This is a genomic window from Kitasatospora sp. NPDC059599, from assembly GCF_042735125.1.
Taxonomy (GTDB): domain Bacteria; phylum Actinomycetota; class Actinomycetes; order Streptomycetales; family Streptomycetaceae; genus Kitasatospora.
The window spans coordinates 1-21,538 of record NZ_JBHWCL010000038.1; the positions used below are offsets into that span (position 1 = coordinate 1).

The window sequence follows — 21,538 nt, forward strand, 5'->3', positions numbered from 1 at the left end:
GTGCCGGGCGAGTGCTCGCCCGGCACGGTGCCGACCGGGCGCCGGTCAGGTCTCGACGAGCTGCCGCTGTCCGGAGGCGGGGTCGAATCCGTGGGTGGAGAATGCTGGCCCGCCGGCCAGGTACGCCTCCACCGCGGCCTTGGAGGTCGGGAACATCGGGCTGGGCAGGACAGCGGCGGCGGGGTGCCAGCGCACCTCCAGGTGCTTGTCCGGCTCGACGTTGACCAGCTCGCCCGTGAACTCGCTGGTGGTGAAGACGAACAGCATGAACCCGCCGAGCCCGTCCCAGCCCTCCTTGGCCTGGATGGTGTGCACCAGGCGCAGGTCGGACGGCTTGACGATGAGCCCGGCTTCCTCACGTAGCTCCCGGGCGGCAGCATCGGGGATCTCTTCCCCGGGGTCGACCTTTCCACCCGGGATCGTCCACGCGGGGCCCGGGGTCCAACTGCGCTGGCCGTAGTGGACGGTGGCGATCCGGTCGGTGTTCAGGTCGTGGACGATGACGCCGACCGACAGCCTGTTCGTCTCGTGCATCAGGGGCTCCTGGTTGAAGGTTGAGGGGGCGATGGAGGGGAGGCCACGGTCGAGTACCTGCGCTTCTACGTGTCGCGCGGGCGCAACTCCGAGAGCGCGGTCTCGCGCATGATGCGGTCGACCGTGTCGTGGAGGGTGCTGTCGGTGCCGATGACGGTCTCGATGCCGCCGGGAAGGACGTCGTGTTCGCGGTACCAGTCGCGCAGTTCACGCTCGGTGACGGCCGTCAGGTACTCGCGATCGGCTTTCGAGGCGTGACGGAGCAGCGTCTCGTCGATCGGGATGTCGAGGTAGTAGCAGCGGGTGACACCGCGGTGGTCGTCCACCAGGCGTTGGAGCATCTCGCCGTAGTGGTCGGCGTACAGGATGCCTTCGATGACGACGTGGTAGCCGGCGCCCAGCGCGTACCGTGCCACGGCGTCGATCAGGCCGATGTTCGCGCCGCCGGGCCGGTCCCGCTCGCGCAGCACGATGCGGCGCAGGTTGTCCTGCGCGACCACGGCCAGGCCCCGCCTGAACCGCTCCCGGATTCCCGCCGCCACCGAGGACTTGCCCGACGCCGAGTTTCCCCGGACGACCACGAGCCGGGTCTCCGTGCTCCCCGCAGGCGTTCCGGCCGACGGGAGCCACGGGTGGCTCATGGTGCTCATGCCGGCCATCCGACGACGGACAGCGGGCGGCCGGCGGTGATCTGCGCGAGCGCGTCGGCGGTGTAGCCGACGATCGGCTCCGGGAGCCTGTCCAGCGGCCAGAAGCGGAGGACGGTGCACTTGTCCGGTTCGCGGTTGGTGATCTTGCCGGTGTACGCGCGCGGGGTGAAGAACAGCTGGAGGCGTCCGGCGCCGTCGTCGGCGTCGAGGTGGTGGAGGGTGTGCACCAGGTCGAGGTCCTCCTCCCTGATGGTGATGCCGAGTTCCTCGTTGGCCTCGCGGGCCATGCCGGCGAGGACGGACTCTCCCGTTTCGAGGTGGCCTGCTGGGGCGTGCCAGTGCTGGTCGGCGAAGGTGGTGTTGGCGCGCTGTCCGAGCAGCACCCGGCCGTTCTCGATCAGGACCAGGTGCACTCCGACGCCCAGGGTGTGCGGCACGGACGTCTCCTTTCCCAGGGGTGAGGGAACCAGCGCGGGGAGCGCGGCCGGCTCAGGGCATGGCAAAGCTGCGATCAAACTGGTGATCGTTCGTCGTATGTGAGTGCGTGGCCAGGTGTCCCACCGTAGGCGGCCCGGCGGGGCCGCGTCGGCGTGTCGCGACAGAAGCCACACGATCCGGTGAACAGCCCCAACTCGTCATACTGATAGGGCGGTTGTGGGTCGAACAGGGCAGTGTGCCACGGGGTACTGACAATCGCGCCAAGCTCGGCGGGAGGCAGGGCATTCACGTCTGCGCCAGGGCGCTGATCCGGCTCCGGAGGCGCTCGGCGTCGAGGGCGCTTCCGAGGCTCTCGTACTGCCGTAGGCACGTGGTGGGCCAGCTGCGGGCGGCGTCCGGAAGGCCGGAGCGTTCGGCGGCCTGTCCGAGGAACTCGGTGGCGTGGGCCTCCAGTGGTCGTGGCCAGAGTTGGTGAACGCCTGGCAGGCCTCGCTGATGGTGGCGACGGCGAGGCCGTACTCACCCGCCAGGGACTGAGCCTCGCCGAGGAAGACCTGCGCCCGGGCCACGTTCAGCGGGTCGGGCGGGTGAGCGAGCCGAGGTCGGCGATGGCTTTGCCGCAGCAGCGGGACGCCGAAGTCGGTGTGTTGCCCTGGCGGGCGGCGGCGGAGCGGAGGAGGACCTTGGAAGGCCGGCACCGCGGCGGTCGCCGAGGTCGGCGTAGACAGTGAACGCGAACGGAACCAAGACGAGTCGTCGCGATACCGGTCGCCAGCGCGCCCGGGTGAAGGGGGACGCGCCGCCGGTGAGTTGGTGCCCAGCGAGGCCATGACGTGTGGACGGTCATGCTCGGTGCCTGGTGTGTCGTGGGCGGGAGGTGATCAGGCGCGGACGGGGAGTGCGAGCCGTTCGATGCGGGTGGCCAGGCCGGGGTCGTTCTCGGTGCGGCCGAGTCGGCACATGGTGGTGGTGCGGACCGAGGTGGCTTTGACGCCGCGCATGCTCATGCACAGGTGCTCGCCGGTGGTGAAGACGGCGACGTCGTCGGTGCCGGCGGCCTTGGCGAGGTCGCGGGCGACGTCGTGGGTGATGCGTTCCTGGAGCTGGAGGGCGTGGGTGTGGGCCTCCAGGTGCCGCACCAGTTTGGAGAGACCGAGGACGGAGGTGTCCGGGACGTAGGCGATGGAGACATCGAGACGGAAGGGGAGCAGGTGGTGCTCGCAGATGCTCCAGGCCTCGATGCCGGTGAGGAGGACGAAGTCGCCGTACTGGCGCTCGTGGGCGAAGCTGGTGTCGAGCCGGCCGGGGTCGTGGTCGAGGAACTCGCCCCACCAGTCGGCGAATCGGCGGGGTGTGTCCTTGAGGCCGTCGCGGTCGGGGTCTTCGCCGAGGGCGAGCAGCAGTTGGCGGGTCAGTTCTTCGACGCGCGGGCGGTCGACGGGGCGGCGCTGGGCCTGCACGGGTATGGACGTCATGGGTCATCCCCCTGGGATGGGTTGACGGTGAGGGGCCGCGAAGTGCGGTGTGTCAGAGGTGGGTGGCGCCGGGCAGGCAGCCGAGGATCGGTACGGCGGTGAACGCCTCCGCGTACCGGGTTCCGATGCGGGCGCCCCAGAGCCGGCCGAGGGTTTCGGCCATGGGGCCGAAGTGCTGTTCGATCGGCTGGCTCACGTGTTCGTGCAGCGCCGCCATCTTGGTATCGAAGGTCGCGGTGGCGTCCACGATCACGTCGGCGCGCACCGGGCCTTCGAGGGTGAGCGAGTTGTAGGTGTCGCAGGTGTAGAGGCGGCTCGGGCGACCGGTGACGATCCGGGGTTCGGGAACGGCCGTGAGCACGGTGGTGGCGACGGCACGATGCTCGGGGTGGACATCGCCCAGCGGGTGGGTGATTACGATCTCGGGCTGCACCTCGAACAGCAGCTCCTGGAGGGCGGCGTGGTCGAGCCGGGGGATCTGGCGCAGCTCGGCCCCGAGGGCCGCGGCGCCCTTGCGCGCCTCTGCATCGCGGACTTCGTCGCGGTGTGGGACGACGACGGTGACGGTGGCGCATCTGGCGTGCAGGGCGAGGGTGGCGCCGGCCCACAGCTCGGCGTCGTCGGGGTGCGCGAAGGCGGCCAGGACCGAGCCAGGTCTGGTGGTGGTCACCACAGCCCGAGCTTCTCGACGACGTCGACGGGCTTCGGAAGCTGGGGGCTGGCCTCGCCGCGGAGGTGGACGGGGACGGCCAAGTCGCGGCGCACCGTGATCATCGCCTCCCAGCGGAGCACGTCGGCCCAGGCGGTGGTGATCGCGGCACCCTTGGCGCCGGTGAGTCGTCCGGAGCCGGGGAGGTCCGGCAGGCGCATGCCGTCGCGCAGCAGGGTGGCGGCGACCTTCGGGCCGACGCCGCGGACGCCGGGGATGTTGTCGGACTTGTCGCCGGTCAGGGCGCGGAAGGCCGGCCACTGGGCCGGGGCGACGCCGAAGCGGGTCACGACCTCGGCGGCGGTGATGATCCGCTGGGAGGACTTCCGGGAGCGGTTGAGGATGCGCACGCGGTCGTCGAGGAGTTGGTAGAAGTCCATGTCGCGCGACATGACCAGGACCTGCCGGGTATCGGCGGCCCCGGTGGCGAGGGTGGCGATGACGTCGTCGGCCTCGGCGTCGCCGACCTCGACCCACCGGATCCCGAACGCGTCCAGTCCGTCCTTCACCGGGGCGAGGAACTGCAGCGGTTTGAGCGCCTCGGGTGTGGCTTCCCGGTTCGCCTTGTACTCCTGGTCGGCGGCCACGCGGTCGGCCGTGCCGTGCTCGCCGTCGAAGACAACCAGGACCTCGGGAGCCGCGACGTCGAGGTCGTCGCGGATCGCGGCGCGCAGCAGGGCGAAGAAGGCGAACAGGCCGGTCAGCTCGCGGGTCTTGTCGCGGGAGAAGATCGGGGCGGGGAAGCCGAACGTGCCGGCCCACAGAAGGTTGAAGCCGTCGACGAGCAGCAACGGCGCAGGGGTTACGGGGTTTTCGGGCATCACGACACCGCCTCCAGAAAGAAGTCAGCGATTCGGCGGGGCTCGAAGTGGGCCGCTCTCCGATACACGGTCTGTGTAGTCGCGGCGTACAGTATGTCATCTTCCAGAAGGGTTTGCGTCGCCTTGAGGAGGCCCGTGGGGCCCTGGTCGCGGTCGACGAGGAGGTGCTCTCCGTGGCCGGTCGGGCCGATCAGGGCGGGCAGGTTGCCGATCCGGTAGGCGATGACGGGGGTGCCGACGCTCATGGCTTCCAGTGCCACCAGACCGAAGGTCTCCTTGTGGCTGGGGACGATGACGGCGGCTGCTCCCGCAAGCCAGGGCAGCACCTCGTCCCACGGCAGCGCCCCGCGCACGTGGACGCTCGCGGCGCGGGCCGCCGCCTCGACGGAGGCGCCGCAGAGTCGGGCCTGCGACCCAGGGCTCTCCTCGAAACCGGCTTCGGCGAGGGCCACTTCGATCGGCCTGTCCCAGCCGGAGAGGGCCTCCAGCAGCCCGAGTACGCCCTTTTCCGGTCCGAGCCGTGCGAGGACGCGCACCGGGCCGTTGCGGCGGAGCTGCTCGCGGCGCGACGGCGGGGGAACGGCCACCGTGGCGTCGGTCATGAGCGCATTGGGAACGACGCGCAGGTTGCGCGGTGCCCAGCCGGCGAGCTCGTCGCGGACGACGGTGGAGGGCACGATGACGCGGGTGGCACGGGCGAGTGCGGGTCCGGCGTCGAGGGCGTGCGGTTTGACGTGGGCAGCGAGGGCGCGGCGCACGTGGCCGGGGACATCGCCGCGCAGGCGGCCGAGGCCCCAGAGGGCGTCGGTGAACAGGACGGTGTCGATGCGGTGCTCGGTGATCAGGTCCCGGATCTGGCGGGTCAGTGGGGTGTCCTGGTAGGTGACGGCGCGGCGCAGGACACCGTCGTCGCAGGGGAAACGGACGCCGTCCAGGTACAACGGTGCGATGGTGACACCGGGAAGGCCGGGGCCTTCGGGCTGCTGCGCGGCGGTGGCGATGACGGGCCGATGGCCGTTCCGGGCGAGGCCGACGGCCAGGGCGGCCGTCGCGCGTTCGATGCCGGCCGGTGCGTCGGGGGTCCAGGAGACGAGGACCAGCAGGACTCCGCGGGCGGAGGCGGCGGCGGTCACCGGGCGCGCACCCGCCGAAGGGTGGGGACGGGGCGGGTCGGGCCGAAGTGCGGGTTCTCCCAGGGGAAGGTGACCCAGTCGTCCACGGTCCAGGCCCAGCGGTCGGGGTTCTGCGTGCAGCCGCGGTTGCGGAACAGCGCGGCGGTCATGACCTCGGCGCTGCGGTCGAGCCGGTCCTTCAGCGCGTCGGTGACGGCGGCGAACGTCGCACCGGTTCCGGCGATGTCGTCGACGAGGAGCACCGTTCCGGTGAGGAGCCGGGGCAGGTTGTCCGGGAGCCGTACCTCGACGTCGCCGGTGGCCTGCTGGAACGGGGCGTCGCTCTTGTTGTGCCTGGCGGTGACAGTGTGGAACGGCACCTTGAGGTAGTCGGCCATGAGGCGGGCCGGTTTGATCCCGCCGGAGGCGATGCCGATCGCGCAGGTCACGTGCGGGTCGATTCCGACGGTGGACTCGGCGATCATCCTCGCTGCGTCGAAACACTGGAAGTGTGTGGGCGCGAACGGGACGCGCCGTGCGAAGACTCGCCTGCCGTTATGCGAGGAGTTGGTCACGAGTCGCTCCTGGAGGTAGGAAGGCGTAGGTCGGCCGGACCGGTGACGGGGACGAATGCGGAGATGCCGGTAGCTCCCAGGGTGTTGCGCCAGGCGTAGCCGTCGGCGCGCAGAACGGTGAAGCCGCCGGCGCTCTGGCGGGTGCGCAGCCGGACCCGGACGCCGTCGGGGACGGTGAGCGGCTCGACGACCGCCTGGGCCTGTTCGTCGGTGAGCATCTGCCCGGCGGCGAGGGCGGCGCCGTCACCGATGGGAAGCATCTGGAGGAAGGTCACCCCGCCGGCGCCGAGTTGGGCGGCGAGGTCCACCAGCTGCTGGGCCTCGTGCTTGTTGGACTGCATGAGGACCATCTGGAGCTGGACGAGCAGGCCCTCGTCGACGGCGGCGTGGATGCCGGTGATGGCGCGCTGGTAGCTGTTCGGTCCGCGCCAGGTGTCGTGGGTGTCCTCGGTGGCGCCGTCGAGGGAGACGCGGATCGCGTCCACAGCACCGGCGATTTCCTCGGCGCGTCGTGCGAGGTGCCAGCCGTTGGTGGTGCAGCTGACCACAGAGGTGCCCTGTCGGCGGATCGTGAGGGCGAGGTCGGGCAGGTCGCGCAGCAGCAGGGGCTCACCGCCAGAAATGTCGACGCCCAGGATGCCCGATGCGGCGATGTGCCTGGCGAGGGTGAGCCGCTCGGCCGCGGTGGACTCGCGCACGCTCTTGTCGTCGAGGCACTGCGGGCACGCCAGGTTGCAGCGCACGATCGGCGACCAGCACATGCTCAGCGGGAATTCCAGAGCGAGGAGCGCGAGGAGTGCGAGGTCGACCAGGGACCACGCGGCCACCTGGCGGTCGTCGAGGCTGACGCGGCCGGCCGGGAGCGGCTGGGGTGAGATGTGGTTGGTGCCGACCGCGGGATCGTGCACGACGGTGATGTCGCCGTACATGGCGGCGGCGAAGGTGCGGATCATCGGGTGTACACCTCGGCATCGATCAAGTGCTTGTCCGCAGCGGCGGCAAAGGCGTTGCTGCGGGCGGTGGGCGCGGGAAGGGAGAGCAGGTGGCGGTAACGGGCGAGCGTCGCGGGCCACGTGGCGAGCTTGGTCTGCCACTGCGAGGCGGCGTCCGGCGGGTCGAGGTGAAACCCGACCGCCTGGCGCAGCGGAACGACGAGGCAGCCAGAGGCGATCAGGGTCGCGCCGAGGTGGGTGTCTTCCATGCCCCAGCCGAGAGCTCCGAACTCCTCGTCGAAGCCGCCGACGGTCACCAGTTGCTCGCGCGGTACCGCCAGCAAGGCGGTGACGACCATCCTGGGCAGATCCCAGTCGTAGTAGGACCGCCCGTACCCGAGGGTCTGAAAGTCGTCGGTGGCGTCGAGCGGGCGCCCGTTCAGCTCATCGGTGAGCGTGATCCCGGAGTACGGCAGGACCTTCCCGGTCGGAGGCGTCCAGGTGACGCGGTGGTCGGCGCTGAGGAGCGGCGGCCCCTTGGGCAGTACAGGCTCGCCGCAGGGCGACACCTGGTGGGTGACGTTGTGGCGGAAGCCGGTCAGGACGGTGTCTGCCTCCGCGCGCGCGGCGACATCGGCGAGCACGTGGGAGGGCAGCACCATGTCCGCGTCGACGAACAGGATGGTCGGGGCCTGAGCGAGGCGGGCACCGGCGTTGCGCGCCGTCCCCGAGCCGCGCTGCTGGGCCAGGCGGACCGCGGTGGTGACCACCGGGTGGCGGCGGGCGATCTCGAACGTCGTGTCCGCGGAGGCGTCGTCGACCAGGATCACCTCCACGTCGGCCGCGTGCTGTTGCGCGCCGAGCGCGTCCAGCACTGTCGGAAGGGCGTAGGCGGTGTTGCGCGCCGGGATCACCACCGACAGTGCGCCGCCGGCGTTGGCGCCGGCGGGGGTGGGCTGGTGCCAGCCGAGACCGGTGCGCTCGGTGAACCCCGCGGTGACGTACCGGTGGGCGTTGGCCTGGGTCTTGAGCGCGTCCGCGAGGCTGGTGTGCGTCACGGCCACCTCCATTCGTCGAGCACGGCGGCAGCCTGGGGCCAGCCGCGAGGGTCGGAGATCCACTGCAGAACCGGGCGCTCCGGCATAGCCAGGAGGTCGGTGAGCAGGACCAGGTAGTCGGGTTCGAGGACCAGCAGCACCCGTTGTGGGACGCCGTTGGCGGCGAAGTCGCGCCGCAGCTGGCCGTTCACGGTCGCGCGCAGCCCTTCGACCAGGTCACGAGTCAGGCGCTGGTCGTACGAGGTGATCAGGTCGTCCGCACCAACCAGGCCGTAGGCTGCGGACAGGAAGCGGATCCGGCTGCGGGCGTGCGGGTGATCGGCGAAGCGGGCGTGCAGCTTCGGGGCGATGCCTCCGGTGTACAGCTCCAGGGCGGGCACCAGCCCGGGGGCCGGCGCCTTGCGGCGGGAGCAGCCCGCGATCACGAGGTCGCCGATCACGGCGCTCGCACCACTCGGAAGCCGATGCCCGGTGAGCCGAGCTCGGCCGGCGCGGCGTTCAGGAACGTGCACCGTGCGTACAGCGGCAGCGAGTTGTAGGAGCCGCCGCGGATGACGAAGCCGTCGCCGATCGTCTTCGAGGAGGTCCACTCCCAGCAGTTGCCCGCCATGTCCCACAGCCCGGTCGGGGTTCGCCCGCGGGGGTAGGAGCTGACCGGGGTGAGCCGTCCACAGGAGTCGCGCAGATTCGCGCGTCCCTCGTCCGGCACCTCCTCACCCCACGGGTACGAGCGGCGCTCGGCGCCGGAGGCGGCCCACTCCCATTCCTTCGACAGCGGCAACCGGCCGCCGAGGTCGGCGGCGATCCGGGCCGCCTGCGCCTGGGCGATCCCGACCAGCGGCCGGTGGTCCGGGGCGAGGCCAAGCTGGGCAGGCGTGACCGGCGTCGCCGTCCACTCCAGGTCGGCCACCCGCAGCGGCTTCTGCCGGTCGCCGAACAGGCACACACCGCCCGGCACCGGCACCCAGGTGAGCGCGTGCCCGGCAAAGTTCATCGTCATCGCCACCTCCTTCATCCGGCGATCAGGAACAGGTCTTCGGCGTTCACGCCAGCCCACACCTTGGACTTGCCGAGGTTGGGCCGCAGCCCGCACCGAGCCAGCGCCCCGGCGATGGCTTCCATGGCCTCGCCGGCCTGTTCGGCGCCGTCACAGAAGACGCAGTAGTTGTCCGCGAACCGCACCGTGCGAAGCCCTGCGAGCCGCCTGTCCGCCCGGGAGAGCCGCAGGTTGATCAGCAAAGGCGAGAGTGCGGTACCCGGGGCGAGCGGAAACGGCAACGGTTCCAGCACCCGCTCGAACAGCCGGAGAAACGAGCCGTCCGCCACGTGCTCGGCCAGCCAGTCGGTGACCTCGGCGGCGCTGGACCCCTCCGACACTCTCCGCACGTCCACGTCCGCCACCCACCGAAACCCCTCCCGCAGGTGCCGGTCGGAGTCGCGCAGTGCGGTGATCCGGTTCCGCCCGGCCCGGTAGCCCGAGACCCAGTCGGCGAACGCCCGCTGCTCCAGCACCGGCTCGATCGCCGCCCGCATCGCCCGCTGGACGACCCGATCGGCCACCGTCGGGATCACCGAGGGCATCGTCTTGCCGGTGTAGGTGGTGATCCCCACCTCGCGCAGCGGGCCGGGCACCCAGGAACCCGTGCGCAGTTCCTCGGCCAGGATCTCCAGCCGGCCGTCCATGTCCTGCCGGAACTGCGCCCAGCTCATCCCGTCGGCGCCCGGCGAGCCGGCCCGGCGCATGCAGGCACGGGCGGCCGCCTTCAGATGACGGCGTTCGACGAGGAACGGCATCAGCGAATGGGCGCGCGGTGGGCGGGAGTTGGCTATAGTGGGTGGCGCCTGGACGGCATGCAGGATCCCGCTCTCCTCCGCACCGCATACTTGGCCGCTACCCAACACGCGCGGCCTCCGGAAGCCGGAACGACCGCGTCGTCCAGGCGCTTTGCTGCGCTCACCGGCCACGCTCAGCCTCCCAGAGCAGCGTGTGCAGCCGCGGCGTCAGGTTCCATCCCCGCTCCAGGACCTCATCCGCCAGGGCCCGCATCCGGTCGAGGACCGTCTCGCTGCTCGTGCCCTCCGGCATGATCCAGACCTCGGAGAGCGAGAACGCCTCGACCAGGGAAGCGACTTCGTCGAGCTGGGCGGCCTCGTGCACGACGAACTTGAACCGGGCCTTTCCGCAGGCGGCGAACGCCGCCAGCGCCTGCGGAACGATCCTCCGGTCCCCGGGCGCGGCGAACGCCTTCAGCTTCGGCGACACGTTGAACGCAGCGACCGACTCGACCAGCTCCGCCCGTGGGACGACGGTGCCGTTGGTCTCCACCTCGACGCGCCGGCCCGGCAACAGGTGCACCAGGTCGATCAGCCCGGGCTGTTGGAGCAGGGGCTCACCGCCGGTGACCACTACCAGCTGTGGTGAGCGGGTCATCACCCACGCCGCCAGGTCCTCGACGCCGTGTCGCGTGGACACCTCGCGCGGGTCGAACCGGGACCAGTCCCACGTCTCCGGGGTGTCGCACCCCGGACAGTGAAGGTTGCACGGGGCCAGGCGTACGAACAGCGACCGCTGCCCGACGCTGGGGCCCTCGCCCTGGAACGTCGGGCCGAAGCACTCCGCCACCAGCAGACCCCTGGCTGTGTCGGCCTTGCCTCCCAGCACGCTCACCGCTCCTCCAGCACGAACTCGGCCCAGCTGCTGGCCGTTTCCGACACCCGTACCGACACCAGTCGCCCCGGCAACGACGGCTCCACGTGCTGCACGAACCAGCCGGCCAGCCAGGCCGCGAGGTTCTCCGACGTCGGGGTGACCGACAGGGCGTCGTTCAGCACCCGGTGGTCGAGGGTGGCGTCGATGAGTTTCTTCACCGGGGTGAGCTCGCCGAAGTCCGTGACGAAGCCGGGTGCCACCAGCCGGTCGGCGGTGAGGACGAACTCCACCCGGTAGGAGTGGCCGTGCATCCGCCCGCACTGGTGACCCTCCGGCAGACCGGGCAGGAAGTGCGCCGCCTCGAACCGGAACGTCTTCCCGATCCGGTGCCGACCGGGCACGGCGACCCCGCTCATCGCGCCGCCCCGGCGGTTGCGTCGGCGTACTCGGTCGGGTCCTCGACCCCGGCAAGGGCGAAGGCCTCGATCCGCTCGCTGCATGTCCCGCACGTCCCGCAGTGCAGCGCGCCGCCGCGGTAGCAGGACCAGGTGTCGGTGAACGGCACACCGACCTGGTCGGCGACCCGCACGATGTCGGCCTTCGTCTGGGCGATGAACGGCGCCAGTAGACGGAAGTCCTCGGCGATGAATCCCTCGTTGCCGAACCGGGCGGCCTCGGCGAACGCGTCGAAGAACTCGGTGCGGCAGTCCGGGTAGACGGCGTGGTCGCCGGCGTGGGCGCCGAACGCCACGGCGTCGGCCCCAGCTGCGACCGCCGCGCCCACGGCGATCGAGAGCATGATCGCGTTCCGGTTGGGCACCACGGTGCTGCGCATGCTCTCGGCGGTGTAGGTGCCGTCAGGCACCTCGACCGTCGGGTCGGTCAGCGCCGAGCCCGACAGCAGGCCGTCGAGCCTGCCGAGGTCGACGAGTTCGTAGCGCGCACCGAGGCGGCCAGCGGTCCGCCGGGCGAAGTCGAGCTCCTTCCGGTGACGCTGCCCGTAGTCGAAGGAGAGCAGCGTGAGCATGCTGCCGCTGCCGGCGAGCCAGTACGCGACGGTGGTGCTGTCCAGCCCACCGGAGGCGATCACCACCGTGTGTCGCGGGGGAGTGTGTTCAGTCATCTCCATACGTCTTCCTCGTAGTCCTCCGCTGACGGAGGTCGGAGCGAGTCCGGTTGTCGTACTTCCGTGGCCGGGCCAGCAGCTTGGTCTGCCACGCTCGGACGGAGTCGAGCCGGTGTGGACGCGAGCGCTTCACGCCGGCGGAGCCGGGGCGGAGCGGAGGTCGCGGGGATGGGTTTGAGAGGGACCGCGGGGTCAGGCCTCGCCGACATCCGGCGCGGACCGGGAGGGCATCGGTGTCCGCGCGGCGTCGTGGTGGCTCGGCTGCGGGTTGAGGAGCACCCCCAGGAGGGTGATCGTGACGACGTTTCCCAGCAGCCAGAAGGCCGACAGCAACGTGTCCACGGGGTCACCGGAACCCGTGTTCCGGAGGCGGGCGGCGGCGCCGGGCCGTGGTTGGCGCGAGTTCACCGTCGGGGCGTGTACGAGGTGCGTCGGCGGCGAGGAGTTCGTGGTCATCGGCATCCTTGTTCGGAGAGCTGCTGGCCCTGTGCTGCACCAGCCCTGCCGAGACGGCCGGAGAGCGCAGCGCCACGAGGGCGTCCGGTCTGCGGCAGTACGGAGGGCTCCCAATCCGAGGTGCACACCTTGGGGGCTCATACGGAACCAGCTGCCAATCCCTTTGTGACAGTGCAGACTTGTTGCAACAGGTGGCAGTGATGTTGAAGAGGCACTGTTGACCTGCGCACTTGGTCGACCGAAACTCCTGGGGAGGGCGCGATGACGCGATGGGGACCGCTCGCCGTGCAGCGCAGGGCTGCCGGCCACACCCAGGAGCGGCTGGCGGACCTGATGGACGTCGATCGAACGACGGTCCATCGCTGGGAGAAGGGCACGGCGACGCCGCAACCGTGGCAGATGCCGAAACTCGCCGGATTGTTGAAGGTCTCCGCTGCCGAGTTGCGCTCCTTACTGGCCGGGCGCTCGGCTGCCGGCGACCAGCCAGCATGCGAGGGCGGAGCGGAAGCTTCGTGCCGGTGCGGTCACGGCGAGCAGCTGGCGGAGCCGGTGGCGTCGCCGTTGGCGCAGGTCGGAGGGTTGGTGACCGATTGGTTGTCCGTCAACGCCAGGGTCGAAGGGGCGGCCACGTCGCTGCCGGTGACCGGAGCGGACCTCGGCGCCGCCGAGGGAATGCTCGATTTGTTCCGTCAGCTCGACCACACGCACGGAGCGGGGCAGTACCAGCGGCAGGTCAGCTCCTACATCGACAATGAACTCGAAGCCCTGCTCCGTCGTCCGGCTGCGGACGAACCGGCCGCCCGCCGACGCGCGAAGCTCACAGCCGGATTCTGCGAGCTCGCCGGATACCAGGCGGTTGACACTGGCGACCCCGACCGAGCCCAGGCGTACTACCAGCGTGCCCTCACCCTGACGACGGTGACCAATGACCGGGCCTACGGCGCCTACCTCGTTGCGGTGAACCTCGGGCACCTGGCGCTGCACTGCGGCGAGCCGGAGACCGCCCTACGCTGGGCAGCCTCGGCGCGGGCCGCGGCCGGGACAGCCGTGAGTCCGGCGACCCGGGCCGCCATCACCGCCGTCGTCGCTCGGGCCAACGCCAGGATGCGCAGGGAGGCTGAGGCGACCGAGCTGATCATCCAGGCCGAGCAACTGCTCGACACCGCTGACCACCAGGACGAGCCCGCCTGGATCCGCTACTTCAACCACGCCTACCTCGCGGACGAGGTCGCCCACTGCCTTCACGATCTCGGCCGCGCTCCGGCCGCGCGGAGCCAACTCGTGGAGGCCCTCAGCGGTGTGGGCGAGGACAGGGTCCGCCGACGTGCGATCGACGCCGCCCTACTGGCCGCCACCTGGTTGCGCACCGGGGACCTCGACCGGGCGTGTGCGGCCGGCCGGGACGCCGTCGCCTACGCTGCCAGGACAGGATCAGGCCGGTGCGTCGAGCGGGTGGCCGGAGTCCTGGCCGACGTGCAGGCCCACGCCGACTACGCTCCGGCTCGGGAGCTGCGTGAGTTCGCCCGGGCCGTGCTACCGGAAGCCGACAGTGTGGCTCTCACCCTGTCTGGCGGCGCATGATGCGGTTGTAGAAGGCGAGTTCGGCGTGGAGGGCTTGCTCCCGCGCGACCGGTGACGACAGGTAGTGGTCGCCGTTGTCCAGGAGCAGGCCGGCGTGGTCATCGCTGAGGGTGGCCAACTCCTGGGCGAACCGCATGGCGTCCTCGGCGGAGGTGATCGTATCGGCGGCCCCGTGGATCACCAGGACGGGGCAGCGGATCCCCTTCGGCGTCGCGGCGCCGGCAGGTCCTCGCAGGACGGTGGCGTGAGGGCGCTGGAACGGCGGTACGGAGAGCTCCCACCGTGCCGGGTCGATGATGGCCGACGTCGCCGTCGCGCCGGCGAACGGTCCAGGACGGCTCGCCGCCTGGAGCGCCGTGTACCCGCCGGCGCTGGCGCCGGTGATGAATATCGCCTTGGGCCGTGCCACACCGGTCGACCGCAGGTGCTCGGCCACCGCCGCGCAGTCCTCGACGTCGTACTCGCCCCAGTGCCCGTGCAGTACTTGGCGGAATTCCCGGCCACGGCCGGTGCTGCCGCGGTAGAGCACTTCGGCGACGGCGAAGCCGTGGCTGACGAAGAACTGGGTCGTCCAGTCCAGTCGCAGGGGCACGTCGTCCGTCGGACCGGGGTGTGCTCGTACGACGAGCGGCACCGGCATCGCTGCCCCTGGCGGTCGATGGAACAGGAAGCCCACGTGCCCGGCCGGACCGGGCGCCGTTCGGACCTCTGGTGGGTGAGGCGTCCAGGGCAGAGCCGACTCGGGTGCCGTACCCACCTGGCGAGCCAGACCCTCCTCTCCCGCCACCAGGTTGAGCGACCACAACCCGGGGGCGGACAACGGGGTGGAAGCGATGACGGCGACCCGGTCGCTGTCGACGGCGATGTAGGGCTTCACGGAGGTGAGGTTCGGTCCGAGCCGGCGCCGGACGCCAGCGGGGTCGACCTCCACGAGTTGGGTGGAGTGCCCGTCCAGGAGGGTCAGTACGACGCTGCCGTCGGTGGTGAAACCGTACGACTGGTAGCCGCCTTCCCACGGCGCCGGCGCGCAGTCCGCGTCGATCGGTATGACGATCTCGGCTGCGTCGTCCCGGAGCCGGTAGAGGTTCCACCACCCCGTCCGGTCGGACAGGAAGTACAGCGACCCGTCCGGCCCCCAGGACGGCTGGACCACGGACTCCTCGGGGCCGCCCGCGACGATGCGGCCCGGCCCGCGGAGGCCGGAACGGGCATCGGACAGCAGAAGCCGCGTACTGTCCCAGGGCATCCGGTCCCGGCTCCACTCCAGGTATGCCAGGGTCTCCCCGGCGATTCGAGGGCAGGCGAGGAATTCGGAGGATCGGACCAGTATCTGCACGGCCCCGGACGGAGCTACCGTGATGATTTCATCCGTCGTGTCATCGCCGCGAACTGCAAGGACGACGCCACCAGGGCCCGGAGCGAGCTCTCCGTACTGTTCGGAGCCGCAGACGGGCACGATCCTCTTCGGTGCACAGCCGGGAGGCTGGTGGAACAGGGAGCCGTCATCGCCGACGAACCACAGTCCATCGTCCACCACAGCGAAGCTGCCTCCACCGTAGGCGTGGAGCTCACTTCCGACCGAGACATCGGACGGTGTCACCGCGACGGTCGTGCCGATTCGGTCCTGGTGCATCACACGCCGGATTCCGCCGTGGTTGGGGTCGGCCTGCAACCACCACAGCGAGCCTGCCACGGACTGGAGTTCGTCGTAGGCGACGACCTTCCGCGCGACCCACGCGGGCGAGAGCCCGCTGCCCTGAGACCTCATGGGAGGGATCCTGCCGAATTACACAGGTAAGCGCCACCTCGGCATGTTGGCCAGTACGCGACGCCTGGCCCTTCACCCCGATCCGGCGAGACCAGAGGTGGTTCCGGAGTCTTGCCGGTGGTCATCTGCTGTTGGTTCTCTGTCACCGCGGGTCGCCGTGCGCTTGCCGAGAAGCCCGGTGACGTGTTGGCCGGCGACTACGGCAATCCAGACGGTAGAGCTGCCGCGTCGCGGTCTCCAGGGACTGTCCTCAGCGAAGCAGAATGAACGCCAGCGCCGACGTGCCACCCAGGGCGGTGCCGGCGAGGATCTGCCAGATCGTGTGCGCCTTGAGGACCATGCGGGACCAGCCTATGGCGGCCGCGCCGAGGGCCGTGGGGAGCATCCAGGGGCCGAACACCAGGAGAAGGATCATGACGGTCCCGCCGGCGACCGAGTTGTGGATCGAGATCTGCCACCCGGTGGTCACCAGAAGGGAGGAGACGAGCCCGACGAGCATGGCGACCACCAGCGCGGAGACGTCGGTGGGTGCGCCCAGGACGTAGAGCAGGATGATGCCGGAGACGACGGAGACGAGGCTGAGGGCCATCGGGACGACCCGCTGTCGACGGACCCGGATGTGCTTGTCGGTCAGGCCTCCGCGCTTGACTCCGAGAAGCACGATGCTGATGGGGATGACACCGCAGAAGAGGGCGGCCACAAGTCCCCAGCCGAGGCCGGACCAGGACTGAGTGCTGTGCCAGCCCACGAGCAGGAGGAGGGCGGTGACCAGGTTGGCCGGGGCGAGGACGTCCGTGATGATCTTGGCGGTCTTCTGGACCGGGGTGCAGTCCGAGAAGGCCGGTGGTGCGGGTGGTGCGAAGGTCACGGGGTGGCTCCAGCAGAGAGGGGACGGGTGCTGCCGAGTCGTTCGAGGTGGTCTCGGGCGAAGGTGACGGCAATGTCGGTGAAGTAGGCGTCGGACAGCGAGAGGAGCAGGTGGGCCTCGGAGTCGAGGTCGCTTCCGGCCTGTTCCGGTGGCTCGGGGCTGCCTGGTCGCGCGAGGCCGGCGGTGTGGGCTTCGCGGGCGGCCCGCAGCCAGCACGCGTCCGCGGCCGTGGTCGCGGCCGGGCCGGTGAGTCCTGCGTCCTCGACGTGATCTGCGGCGCGCAGCCGTAGGGACGTCGGCGCGTGGCCGTTCAGGATCAGCATGGCGTCGCGGATCTCGATGGTGCGCCGGTAGAGGCGGTCGCGAATGCCGCAGGGGTCGAGGGCGTCGCGCACCCGGTGCCGCTTGTGCCGGTACCGGATGTGCGGAACAGCCTCGCTGAGGTGTTCCCACAGCGGGTAGAGCTCGGTCAGGTGGCGGTGCTGACGCAGGGCTGTTCTCGCCTTGGGGTAGGCGGGCATGGTGCTGCCGACGGAGATCAGGAGCAGGGGTACGAGGGCGAGCAGGCCGTTCAGTGCGACGTCTGCGGTTGTCGGCACCGGGTGGACGTCGAACCGGGCGAAGAAGAGCATGGCGGCTCGGTGCGCCGCGTAGACGATCCCGATGCTCGTGCCGAGGCAGATCAGACCCAGGCCCCGGCGGAGCAGTAGGGGCCCCGGTCCGCGTGACCACTGCCACGAGAGCCGTGAGGCCGTCAGCATGGCCCAGCCGAAGTACGTCGTCCACACCAGGACGTAGGCCAGCACCAGGGTGTCGTGGGGGTAGGTGGTCATCAGGTCGAGGGCTTCGTCGGGCCGGTCGGCCAGGACGAACAGCGTGATCATCGTGGTGAGCGTGGCCAACGGGACGACGACGCCGACCCGAATCGGCCGCTTCCGGGCCGTCACGGTGGTCGGCCGTGAAGTCGCCGCCGCGTCGGCCAGGAAATCCAGCACGAAAGCCGCAGCGGTAACCGCGGCCGCGTGCTTCAGCAATGCGGAGACGCTGTGGATTCCGGAGGTTCTGTCGAGCCACCTCGAAGCGGTGTCGGTCGAGAAGCACATCTCGCAGGCGAGTACGAAGAACGCCGCCCATAGCGACCGCTTATCGCTGTTCCGCCAGGCACCCGGCGCCCGCCATATCGTGATCGCCCAGAGAGCGATGCACACGCCCAGATTGATTGCGGTCATGTCCGGCTACTCGGTCAGCGCTTTCAGAAGGTGACTTGACAGGGGGTCAGTGGGGCGCTGGGCGGCTTCCTCCGTCTGGCGAATTCTGCGTGCGAGCACGCCGGCAAGCCCTTCGGCAGCCTTTTCGTCTGCGTGCGTGTAGCTCGTGCGACCGAGAAGGCTGACGATTCGGTTGATCGGAAATCCGGCCCACTCCTCGACGGAGAGGACCTCCCCAAGACTGCGGCGCTGCGCGGCGCTGACGGGCGATGGCTCATGCTCATCCGTCGGAAGGCAGGAGTGGCCGAGCAGCATGTGGCACAGCTCGTGCAGGATGATGTGGGAGCGGTGCAGCGGACTCGTCGCGTTCTCCACGAAGATGTGATCCGCTCTTTCCAGCGCGATCCAGGCGCCGCAGGGCGCCTTGCTCGATGAGCCTTCGTGTTCTATCGCATGAATGCGGATCGGCCGCTCGCGTGTGGAGGCGATGCTGTCGCACAGCTTCTCAATGGTGAACGGGAGCGGTATGTCGAGGGCTGCTGCGACGGCGGAGAAATCAGTGGCTTCTCCGCTGTTGTCGCCGCTCTTCCTTCGCCAGTTACGCATGATCCTTTTCCCGCCCCGAAATTCTTCTTAGCTCCCTGTGATCCGGCGCTGAAAGCATAGGTGAGCGACGGGCCGACCGATTGTGACCGGTGCAACTCCTGCGGTCATGGAACTGCGGAGCGTTATGGCGTGACGCATGGGGGAGCGGGGGGATCGACGCGGTGGCGATGTGGGGCTACTGACAGTAATGATCTGCGTTATCGAAATGTCATCTGATCTCGAATTAGATGATCAAGCGAGGCGGGTGGCCCTAGTTGTTGCGCGGAGCCTTTTCGTCCTCAAGTCCCTCCAGGGAGCGGGCGCGCTCGATGAACCCGGCAAGGGTGGAGAGGGTCTCCTTGGACAAGCCGTTGGCGCGGAGGGCGAGGTTCCGGACGTCCTCGTCCTTGATCAGCTGCTCCAGGTCCTGCCGGGTGGCCGGCGCATCGTTCGCGGGTGCGGCGGGCTCTTCGTCATCGATGAAGTAGCTCGCCCGCACTTTGAACACCGCGGCAAGAGCCTTCAGCGTCCCTGCCGTCGGATTCCCCTTCGCGCCGCTGCGCAGCTTCTGGATCAGGCTGGCGCTGACGCTCGCCGACGGGTTGCCGGCCGCTGCGGCCCAAGCCGCCGTCAGGTCGGCCACCTCCTGGTTCGTGAACTGTCGCCCGCTGGGGTGTGGGCAGGTCTCGAACAGGCGGTTCAGTCTGGACTGGATCTCTCCCACGGCGTACTCCATCAGGGTGTGGCGTTACACGCACTCTAGTGCGTCCAAGGTGTCGCCGCGCAGCCCGGGCGCACTTTAGTCTCCCCGTCTCGCGTACTTTGGTGTACGTTGATCGCGATGCGACGCACCAAAGTCCGTCACCGCTGGTCAGTGAGCTGAACGGCGGAGATGAGCATTGCTGAGTCGCACCGTCCGGAAACGTGACCGGCGTCCGGGAGCTACCAACTCCTGGACGCCGGGCCGGCGCCGAGGGCGCCGATTCACTACCACGCGAGCAGCGGGACTTCTTTGCACGAGAGACCGCCGCACGCGCTCCTACGAGCCACGGAGTATCGCATGCCTGCCAAACCGAACGGAACCCACAACCGGGCGACGAGCCTGAGCCGGTCGCGGTTCACTCCCGCCGCAGCAGAGCCCGCTCGGAGCCACTGACATGGCGCGGATACGCTCCATCAAGCCGGAGACCTGGGTGAGCGAGACGCTCGCCGAAGTCTCCATCCCGGCGACGGTCACCTTCCTCGGGATGACCAACCACGCCGACGACCACGGCCGTCACCGCGACAACGCGGCGATCGTCTACGGCGTCATCTGGCCGATGCGTGACGAGATCGGCAGGGCGGACGTCGAGGACCACCTCCGGCAGCTCGCCTCCGCCGGTGCCATCTGCCGGTACGTCGGCTGCGACGGCCGGAAGTACTTCCACTACCCGACCTGGCGCAACCACCAGAAGATCGACAAGCCGAGCCTGTCCAGGCTGCCCGCGTGCCCGCACTGCGAGCCGGAGCGGTGCGGTGTCTGCAAGGGGCCCTGCATCCAGCGTGCCGCCATCACAGACGGCTCGGGAACGGCCGCCGGCAGCAGCACGGCGAATCCTCGACCCTTCGCCGAAGGCTCGGTGAACGCTCCCGAGCGTCTCGACCACCAGCCCGAGCACTCACCGGAGGCTCCCGCGCCGCGCGCTTCCGAGGCCGCCGACCAAGCGGGCCGTTCGGCCGGCACCGACAATGACCAGACCCCGGCGCCGCGGAAAACAGCAGTTCAGAGGGCATTCGCCGAGGACTCCCCGAAGGCTCGCCGAAGCCTCCCGGAGCCCTCGACGCCTGGATCCAGGATCTTGGATCCTGGATCGTCTTCACCTACGGGGCGCCAGGCGCCCGACGCGGACGCCGCCTCGACCGGTCAGCTGATCGGCGAGTACGTCGCCGCCTGCACCGAGCGACCTCCGGGCGACGTGCTCGGTCACCTCGGCCGCCTGACCAAGAAGCTCCTGGAGGAGGGCATCTCGCCCGACCACGTCCGGGCCGGGCTGCGCCGGTACGCCGAGATCCAGGGCCACCCCTCCAGGCTGCCGAGCCTGGTCAACGACGCCATGAACGCACGTGGTGCCGGGTTGGCCCGGCCGGGGATCCGGCCTAACGTGCCGGCCCACCAGGCGTGGACCAACCCGGTCGACGCCGTCGCCGCCTACGCCGAGGAGCTGTGATGCGCACCCACCGCGACCCACGGACCCTCGCCGAAGGCCCGTCGGTGCTCGACCGGATGACCCGGATCCTTGCGGCCCGGGGCATCGGGCAGGCCGCGGTCGACGCCCTCCCGGTCGAGGCGGAGCCGTACTCGCCGGAGGCGGCGCTGTCGGCCGGGATGCCGCCGCGCTACCGGGATGCGATGGCCGAGCGCCCGGAGGTCCTGGGCTGGGTCCGGCAGGCCGCCGCCCAGGCCGTGGCCCCGAGCGCCGGTGCCCGGCGCCAGGTCGCCACCGGTCCGAGCCTGCTGATGGCCGGAGTCGTCGGATCGGGAAAGACCCACGAGGCGTACGGCGCCGTCCGAGCCCTCGTACGGGCCGGCATCGGGGTGCGATGGCGCGCCACCACCGCCGCAGACCTCTACGCGGAGCTGCGGCCTGGCTCGGACACCGACGCCGAGCGGGTGCTCACGGCCTACAGCCGGGTGCCCCTGCTAATCCTTGACGACCTCGGCGCCGCCAAGAGCTCCGAGTTCGTGGAGGAGCAGACGTACCGGCTCATCAACCGCCGCTACAACCACATGCTCCCGACCCTGATCACCACCAACCTGCCGATCAAGGACCTCCGCACCTGCCTCGGTGACCGCGTCACCTCCCGGCTCGCCCAGATGACCACCCGGGTCAGCTTCGAGCCGGTCGACCGCAGACGCCCCCAGCGCGCTGCCTGACCCGCGCCGCGCCCGGCCGCCCCACGGCGAGCCGCCCGCCTCCACCGACCCAGCACACCTCTCCGCCGACGCCACTCG

General features: G+C 70.2%; 25 protein-coding genes. 3 read left to right on the forward strand and 22 right to left on the reverse strand.

Features of this window, described 5'->3' with window-relative positions:
* Nucleotides 1-45: 45 nt before the first annotated feature.
* The 17 genes from ACFV04_RS15810 to ACFV04_RS15890 all read right to left on the reverse strand — a co-directional run bounded on the left by ACFV04_RS15810 (nt 46) and on the right by ACFV04_RS15890 (nt 12,422).
* On the reverse strand, nt 46-534 hold the full coding sequence (locus ACFV04_RS15810; RefSeq protein WP_380529499.1) for an NUDIX domain-containing protein: 489 nt from the start codon (nt 532-534) through the stop codon (nt 46-48).
* A 65-nt stretch (nt 535-599) separates the two neighbouring features.
* Complete coding sequence (locus ACFV04_RS15815; protein WP_380529501.1) at nt 600-1,184, reverse strand: AAA family ATPase; 585 nt, start codon at nt 1,182-1,184, stop codon at nt 600-602.
* A complete protein-coding gene (locus ACFV04_RS15820; RefSeq protein ID WP_380529503.1) occupies nt 1,181-1,621 on the reverse strand; it encodes an NUDIX domain-containing protein in 441 nt (146 codons plus the stop codon). Before ACFV04_RS15820 ends, ACFV04_RS15815 begins: the two co-directional genes overlap by 4 nt.
* Before the next feature lie 882 nt (nt 1,622-2,503).
* Nucleotides 2,504-3,097, reverse strand: coding sequence for a GTP cyclohydrolase I (gene folE / locus ACFV04_RS15825; RefSeq protein ID WP_380529505.1), 594 nt, complete (start codon nt 3,095-3,097; stop codon nt 2,504-2,506).
* 52 nt (nt 3,098-3,149) lie between these two features.
* A complete protein-coding gene (locus tag ACFV04_RS15830; protein WP_380529507.1) occupies nt 3,150-3,767 on the reverse strand; it encodes a PIG-L deacetylase family protein in 618 nt (205 codons plus the stop codon).
* Entirely contained in the window at nt 3,764-4,627 is an 864-nt protein-coding gene (locus ACFV04_RS15835; RefSeq protein WP_380529509.1) for a 5'-3' exonuclease H3TH domain-containing protein, read from the reverse strand. Before ACFV04_RS15835 ends, ACFV04_RS15830 begins: the two co-directional genes overlap by 4 nt.
* The gene (locus ACFV04_RS15840; protein ID WP_380529511.1) at nt 4,627-5,760 is read right to left on the reverse strand and encodes a glycosyltransferase family 4 protein; all 1,134 of its coding nucleotides are present in this window, start codon (nt 5,758-5,760) and stop codon (nt 4,627-4,629) included. The genes ACFV04_RS15835 and ACFV04_RS15840 overlap by 1 nt, the downstream gene beginning before the upstream one ends.
* On the reverse strand, nt 5,757-6,224 hold the full coding sequence (locus ACFV04_RS15845) for a phosphoribosyltransferase (protein ID WP_380529513.1): 468 nt from the start codon (nt 6,222-6,224) through the stop codon (nt 5,757-5,759). The genes ACFV04_RS15840 and ACFV04_RS15845 overlap by 4 nt, the downstream gene beginning before the upstream one ends.
* A gap of 86 nt (nt 6,225-6,310) precedes the next feature.
* A complete protein-coding gene (locus ACFV04_RS15850; RefSeq protein ID WP_380529514.1) occupies nt 6,311-7,267 on the reverse strand; it encodes a radical SAM protein in 957 nt (318 codons plus the stop codon).
* Entirely contained in the window at nt 7,264-8,304 is a 1,041-nt protein-coding gene (locus tag ACFV04_RS15855; protein WP_380529516.1) for a glycosyltransferase family 2 protein, read from the reverse strand. Before ACFV04_RS15855 ends, ACFV04_RS15850 begins: the two co-directional genes overlap by 4 nt.
* Nucleotides 8,301-8,744 carry a hypothetical protein gene (locus ACFV04_RS15860; RefSeq protein ID WP_380529518.1) on the reverse strand — a complete coding sequence of 148 codons (444 nt, stop codon included), beginning with the start codon at nt 8,742-8,744 and terminating at the stop codon, nt 8,301-8,303. The genes ACFV04_RS15855 and ACFV04_RS15860 overlap by 4 nt, the downstream gene beginning before the upstream one ends.
* Complete coding sequence (locus ACFV04_RS15865) at nt 8,741-9,304, reverse strand: formylglycine-generating enzyme family protein (RefSeq protein WP_380529519.1); 564 nt, start codon at nt 9,302-9,304, stop codon at nt 8,741-8,743. The genes ACFV04_RS15860 and ACFV04_RS15865 overlap by 4 nt, the downstream gene beginning before the upstream one ends.
* An 11-nt stretch (nt 9,305-9,315) precedes the next feature.
* Nucleotides 9,316-10,098 (reverse strand): reverse transcriptase domain-containing protein, encoded by a 783-nt coding sequence (locus ACFV04_RS15870; protein ID WP_380529521.1) that lies wholly within the window; start codon nt 10,096-10,098, stop codon nt 9,316-9,318.
* Between the two features lie 160 nt (nt 10,099-10,258).
* Nucleotides 10,259-10,972 carry a 7-carboxy-7-deazaguanine synthase QueE gene (locus tag ACFV04_RS15875; RefSeq protein WP_380529522.1) on the reverse strand — a complete coding sequence of 238 codons (714 nt, stop codon included), beginning with the start codon at nt 10,970-10,972 and terminating at the stop codon, nt 10,259-10,261.
* Nucleotides 10,969-11,370, reverse strand: coding sequence for a 6-pyruvoyl tetrahydropterin synthase family protein (locus ACFV04_RS15880; RefSeq protein ID WP_380529524.1), 402 nt, complete (start codon nt 11,368-11,370; stop codon nt 10,969-10,971). The genes ACFV04_RS15875 and ACFV04_RS15880 overlap by 4 nt, the downstream gene beginning before the upstream one ends.
* Nucleotides 11,367-12,077 (reverse strand): 7-cyano-7-deazaguanine synthase QueC, encoded by a 711-nt coding sequence (queC, locus tag ACFV04_RS15885; RefSeq protein WP_380529526.1) that lies wholly within the window; start codon nt 12,075-12,077, stop codon nt 11,367-11,369. The genes ACFV04_RS15880 and queC overlap by 4 nt, the downstream gene beginning before the upstream one ends.
* Before the next feature lie 195 nt (nt 12,078-12,272).
* Nucleotides 12,273-12,422 (reverse strand): hypothetical protein, encoded by a 150-nt coding sequence (locus tag ACFV04_RS15890; RefSeq protein WP_380529528.1) that lies wholly within the window; start codon nt 12,420-12,422, stop codon nt 12,273-12,275.
* A gap of 375 nt (nt 12,423-12,797) precedes the next feature.
* Here ACFV04_RS15890 and ACFV04_RS15895 point away from each other — a divergent pair, with 375 nt between their 5' ends.
* Entirely contained in the window at nt 12,798-14,117 is a 1,320-nt protein-coding gene (locus ACFV04_RS15895) for a helix-turn-helix transcriptional regulator (protein ID WP_380529530.1), read from the forward strand.
* On the opposite strand, the gene ACFV04_RS15900 is transcribed toward ACFV04_RS15895, so the two are convergent.
* The 5 genes from ACFV04_RS15900 to ACFV04_RS15920 all read right to left on the reverse strand — a co-directional run bounded on the left by ACFV04_RS15900 (nt 14,095) and on the right by ACFV04_RS15920 (nt 19,270).
* Nucleotides 14,095-15,810, reverse strand: coding sequence for a prolyl oligopeptidase family serine peptidase (locus ACFV04_RS15900; protein ID WP_380529532.1), 1,716 nt, complete (start codon nt 15,808-15,810; stop codon nt 14,095-14,097). The two genes, ACFV04_RS15895 and ACFV04_RS15900, sit on opposite strands and share 23 nt — an antisense overlap.
* A gap of 325 nt (nt 15,811-16,135) precedes the next feature.
* The gene (locus ACFV04_RS15905) at nt 16,136-16,753 is read right to left on the reverse strand and encodes a hypothetical protein (RefSeq protein WP_380529534.1); all 618 of its coding nucleotides are present in this window, start codon (nt 16,751-16,753) and stop codon (nt 16,136-16,138) included.
* Entirely contained in the window at nt 16,750-17,982 is a 1,233-nt protein-coding gene (locus ACFV04_RS15910) for an MAB_1171c family putative transporter (protein WP_380529535.1), read from the reverse strand. The genes ACFV04_RS15905 and ACFV04_RS15910 overlap by 4 nt, the downstream gene beginning before the upstream one ends.
* Before the next feature lie 6 nt (nt 17,983-17,988).
* Nucleotides 17,989-18,567 carry a hypothetical protein gene (locus ACFV04_RS15915; protein WP_380529537.1) on the reverse strand — a complete coding sequence of 193 codons (579 nt, stop codon included), beginning with the start codon at nt 18,565-18,567 and terminating at the stop codon, nt 17,989-17,991.
* A gap of 250 nt (nt 18,568-18,817) precedes the next feature.
* A complete protein-coding gene (locus ACFV04_RS15920) occupies nt 18,818-19,270 on the reverse strand; it encodes a transcriptional regulator (protein ID WP_380529539.1) in 453 nt (150 codons plus the stop codon).
* A 433-nt stretch (nt 19,271-19,703) separates the two neighbouring features.
* On the opposite strand from ACFV04_RS15920, the gene ACFV04_RS15925 reads away from it, so the two are divergent.
* Nucleotides 19,704-20,753, forward strand: a complete 1,050-nt coding sequence (locus tag ACFV04_RS15925) for a hypothetical protein (RefSeq protein ID WP_380529541.1) — start codon at nt 19,704-19,706, stop codon at nt 20,751-20,753.
* Entirely contained in the window at nt 20,753-21,460 is a 708-nt protein-coding gene (locus ACFV04_RS15930; RefSeq protein WP_380529543.1) for an ATP-binding protein, read from the forward strand. The genes ACFV04_RS15925 and ACFV04_RS15930 overlap by 1 nt, the downstream gene beginning before the upstream one ends.
* The last annotated feature ends 78 nt before the right edge of the window (nt 21,461-21,538 follow it).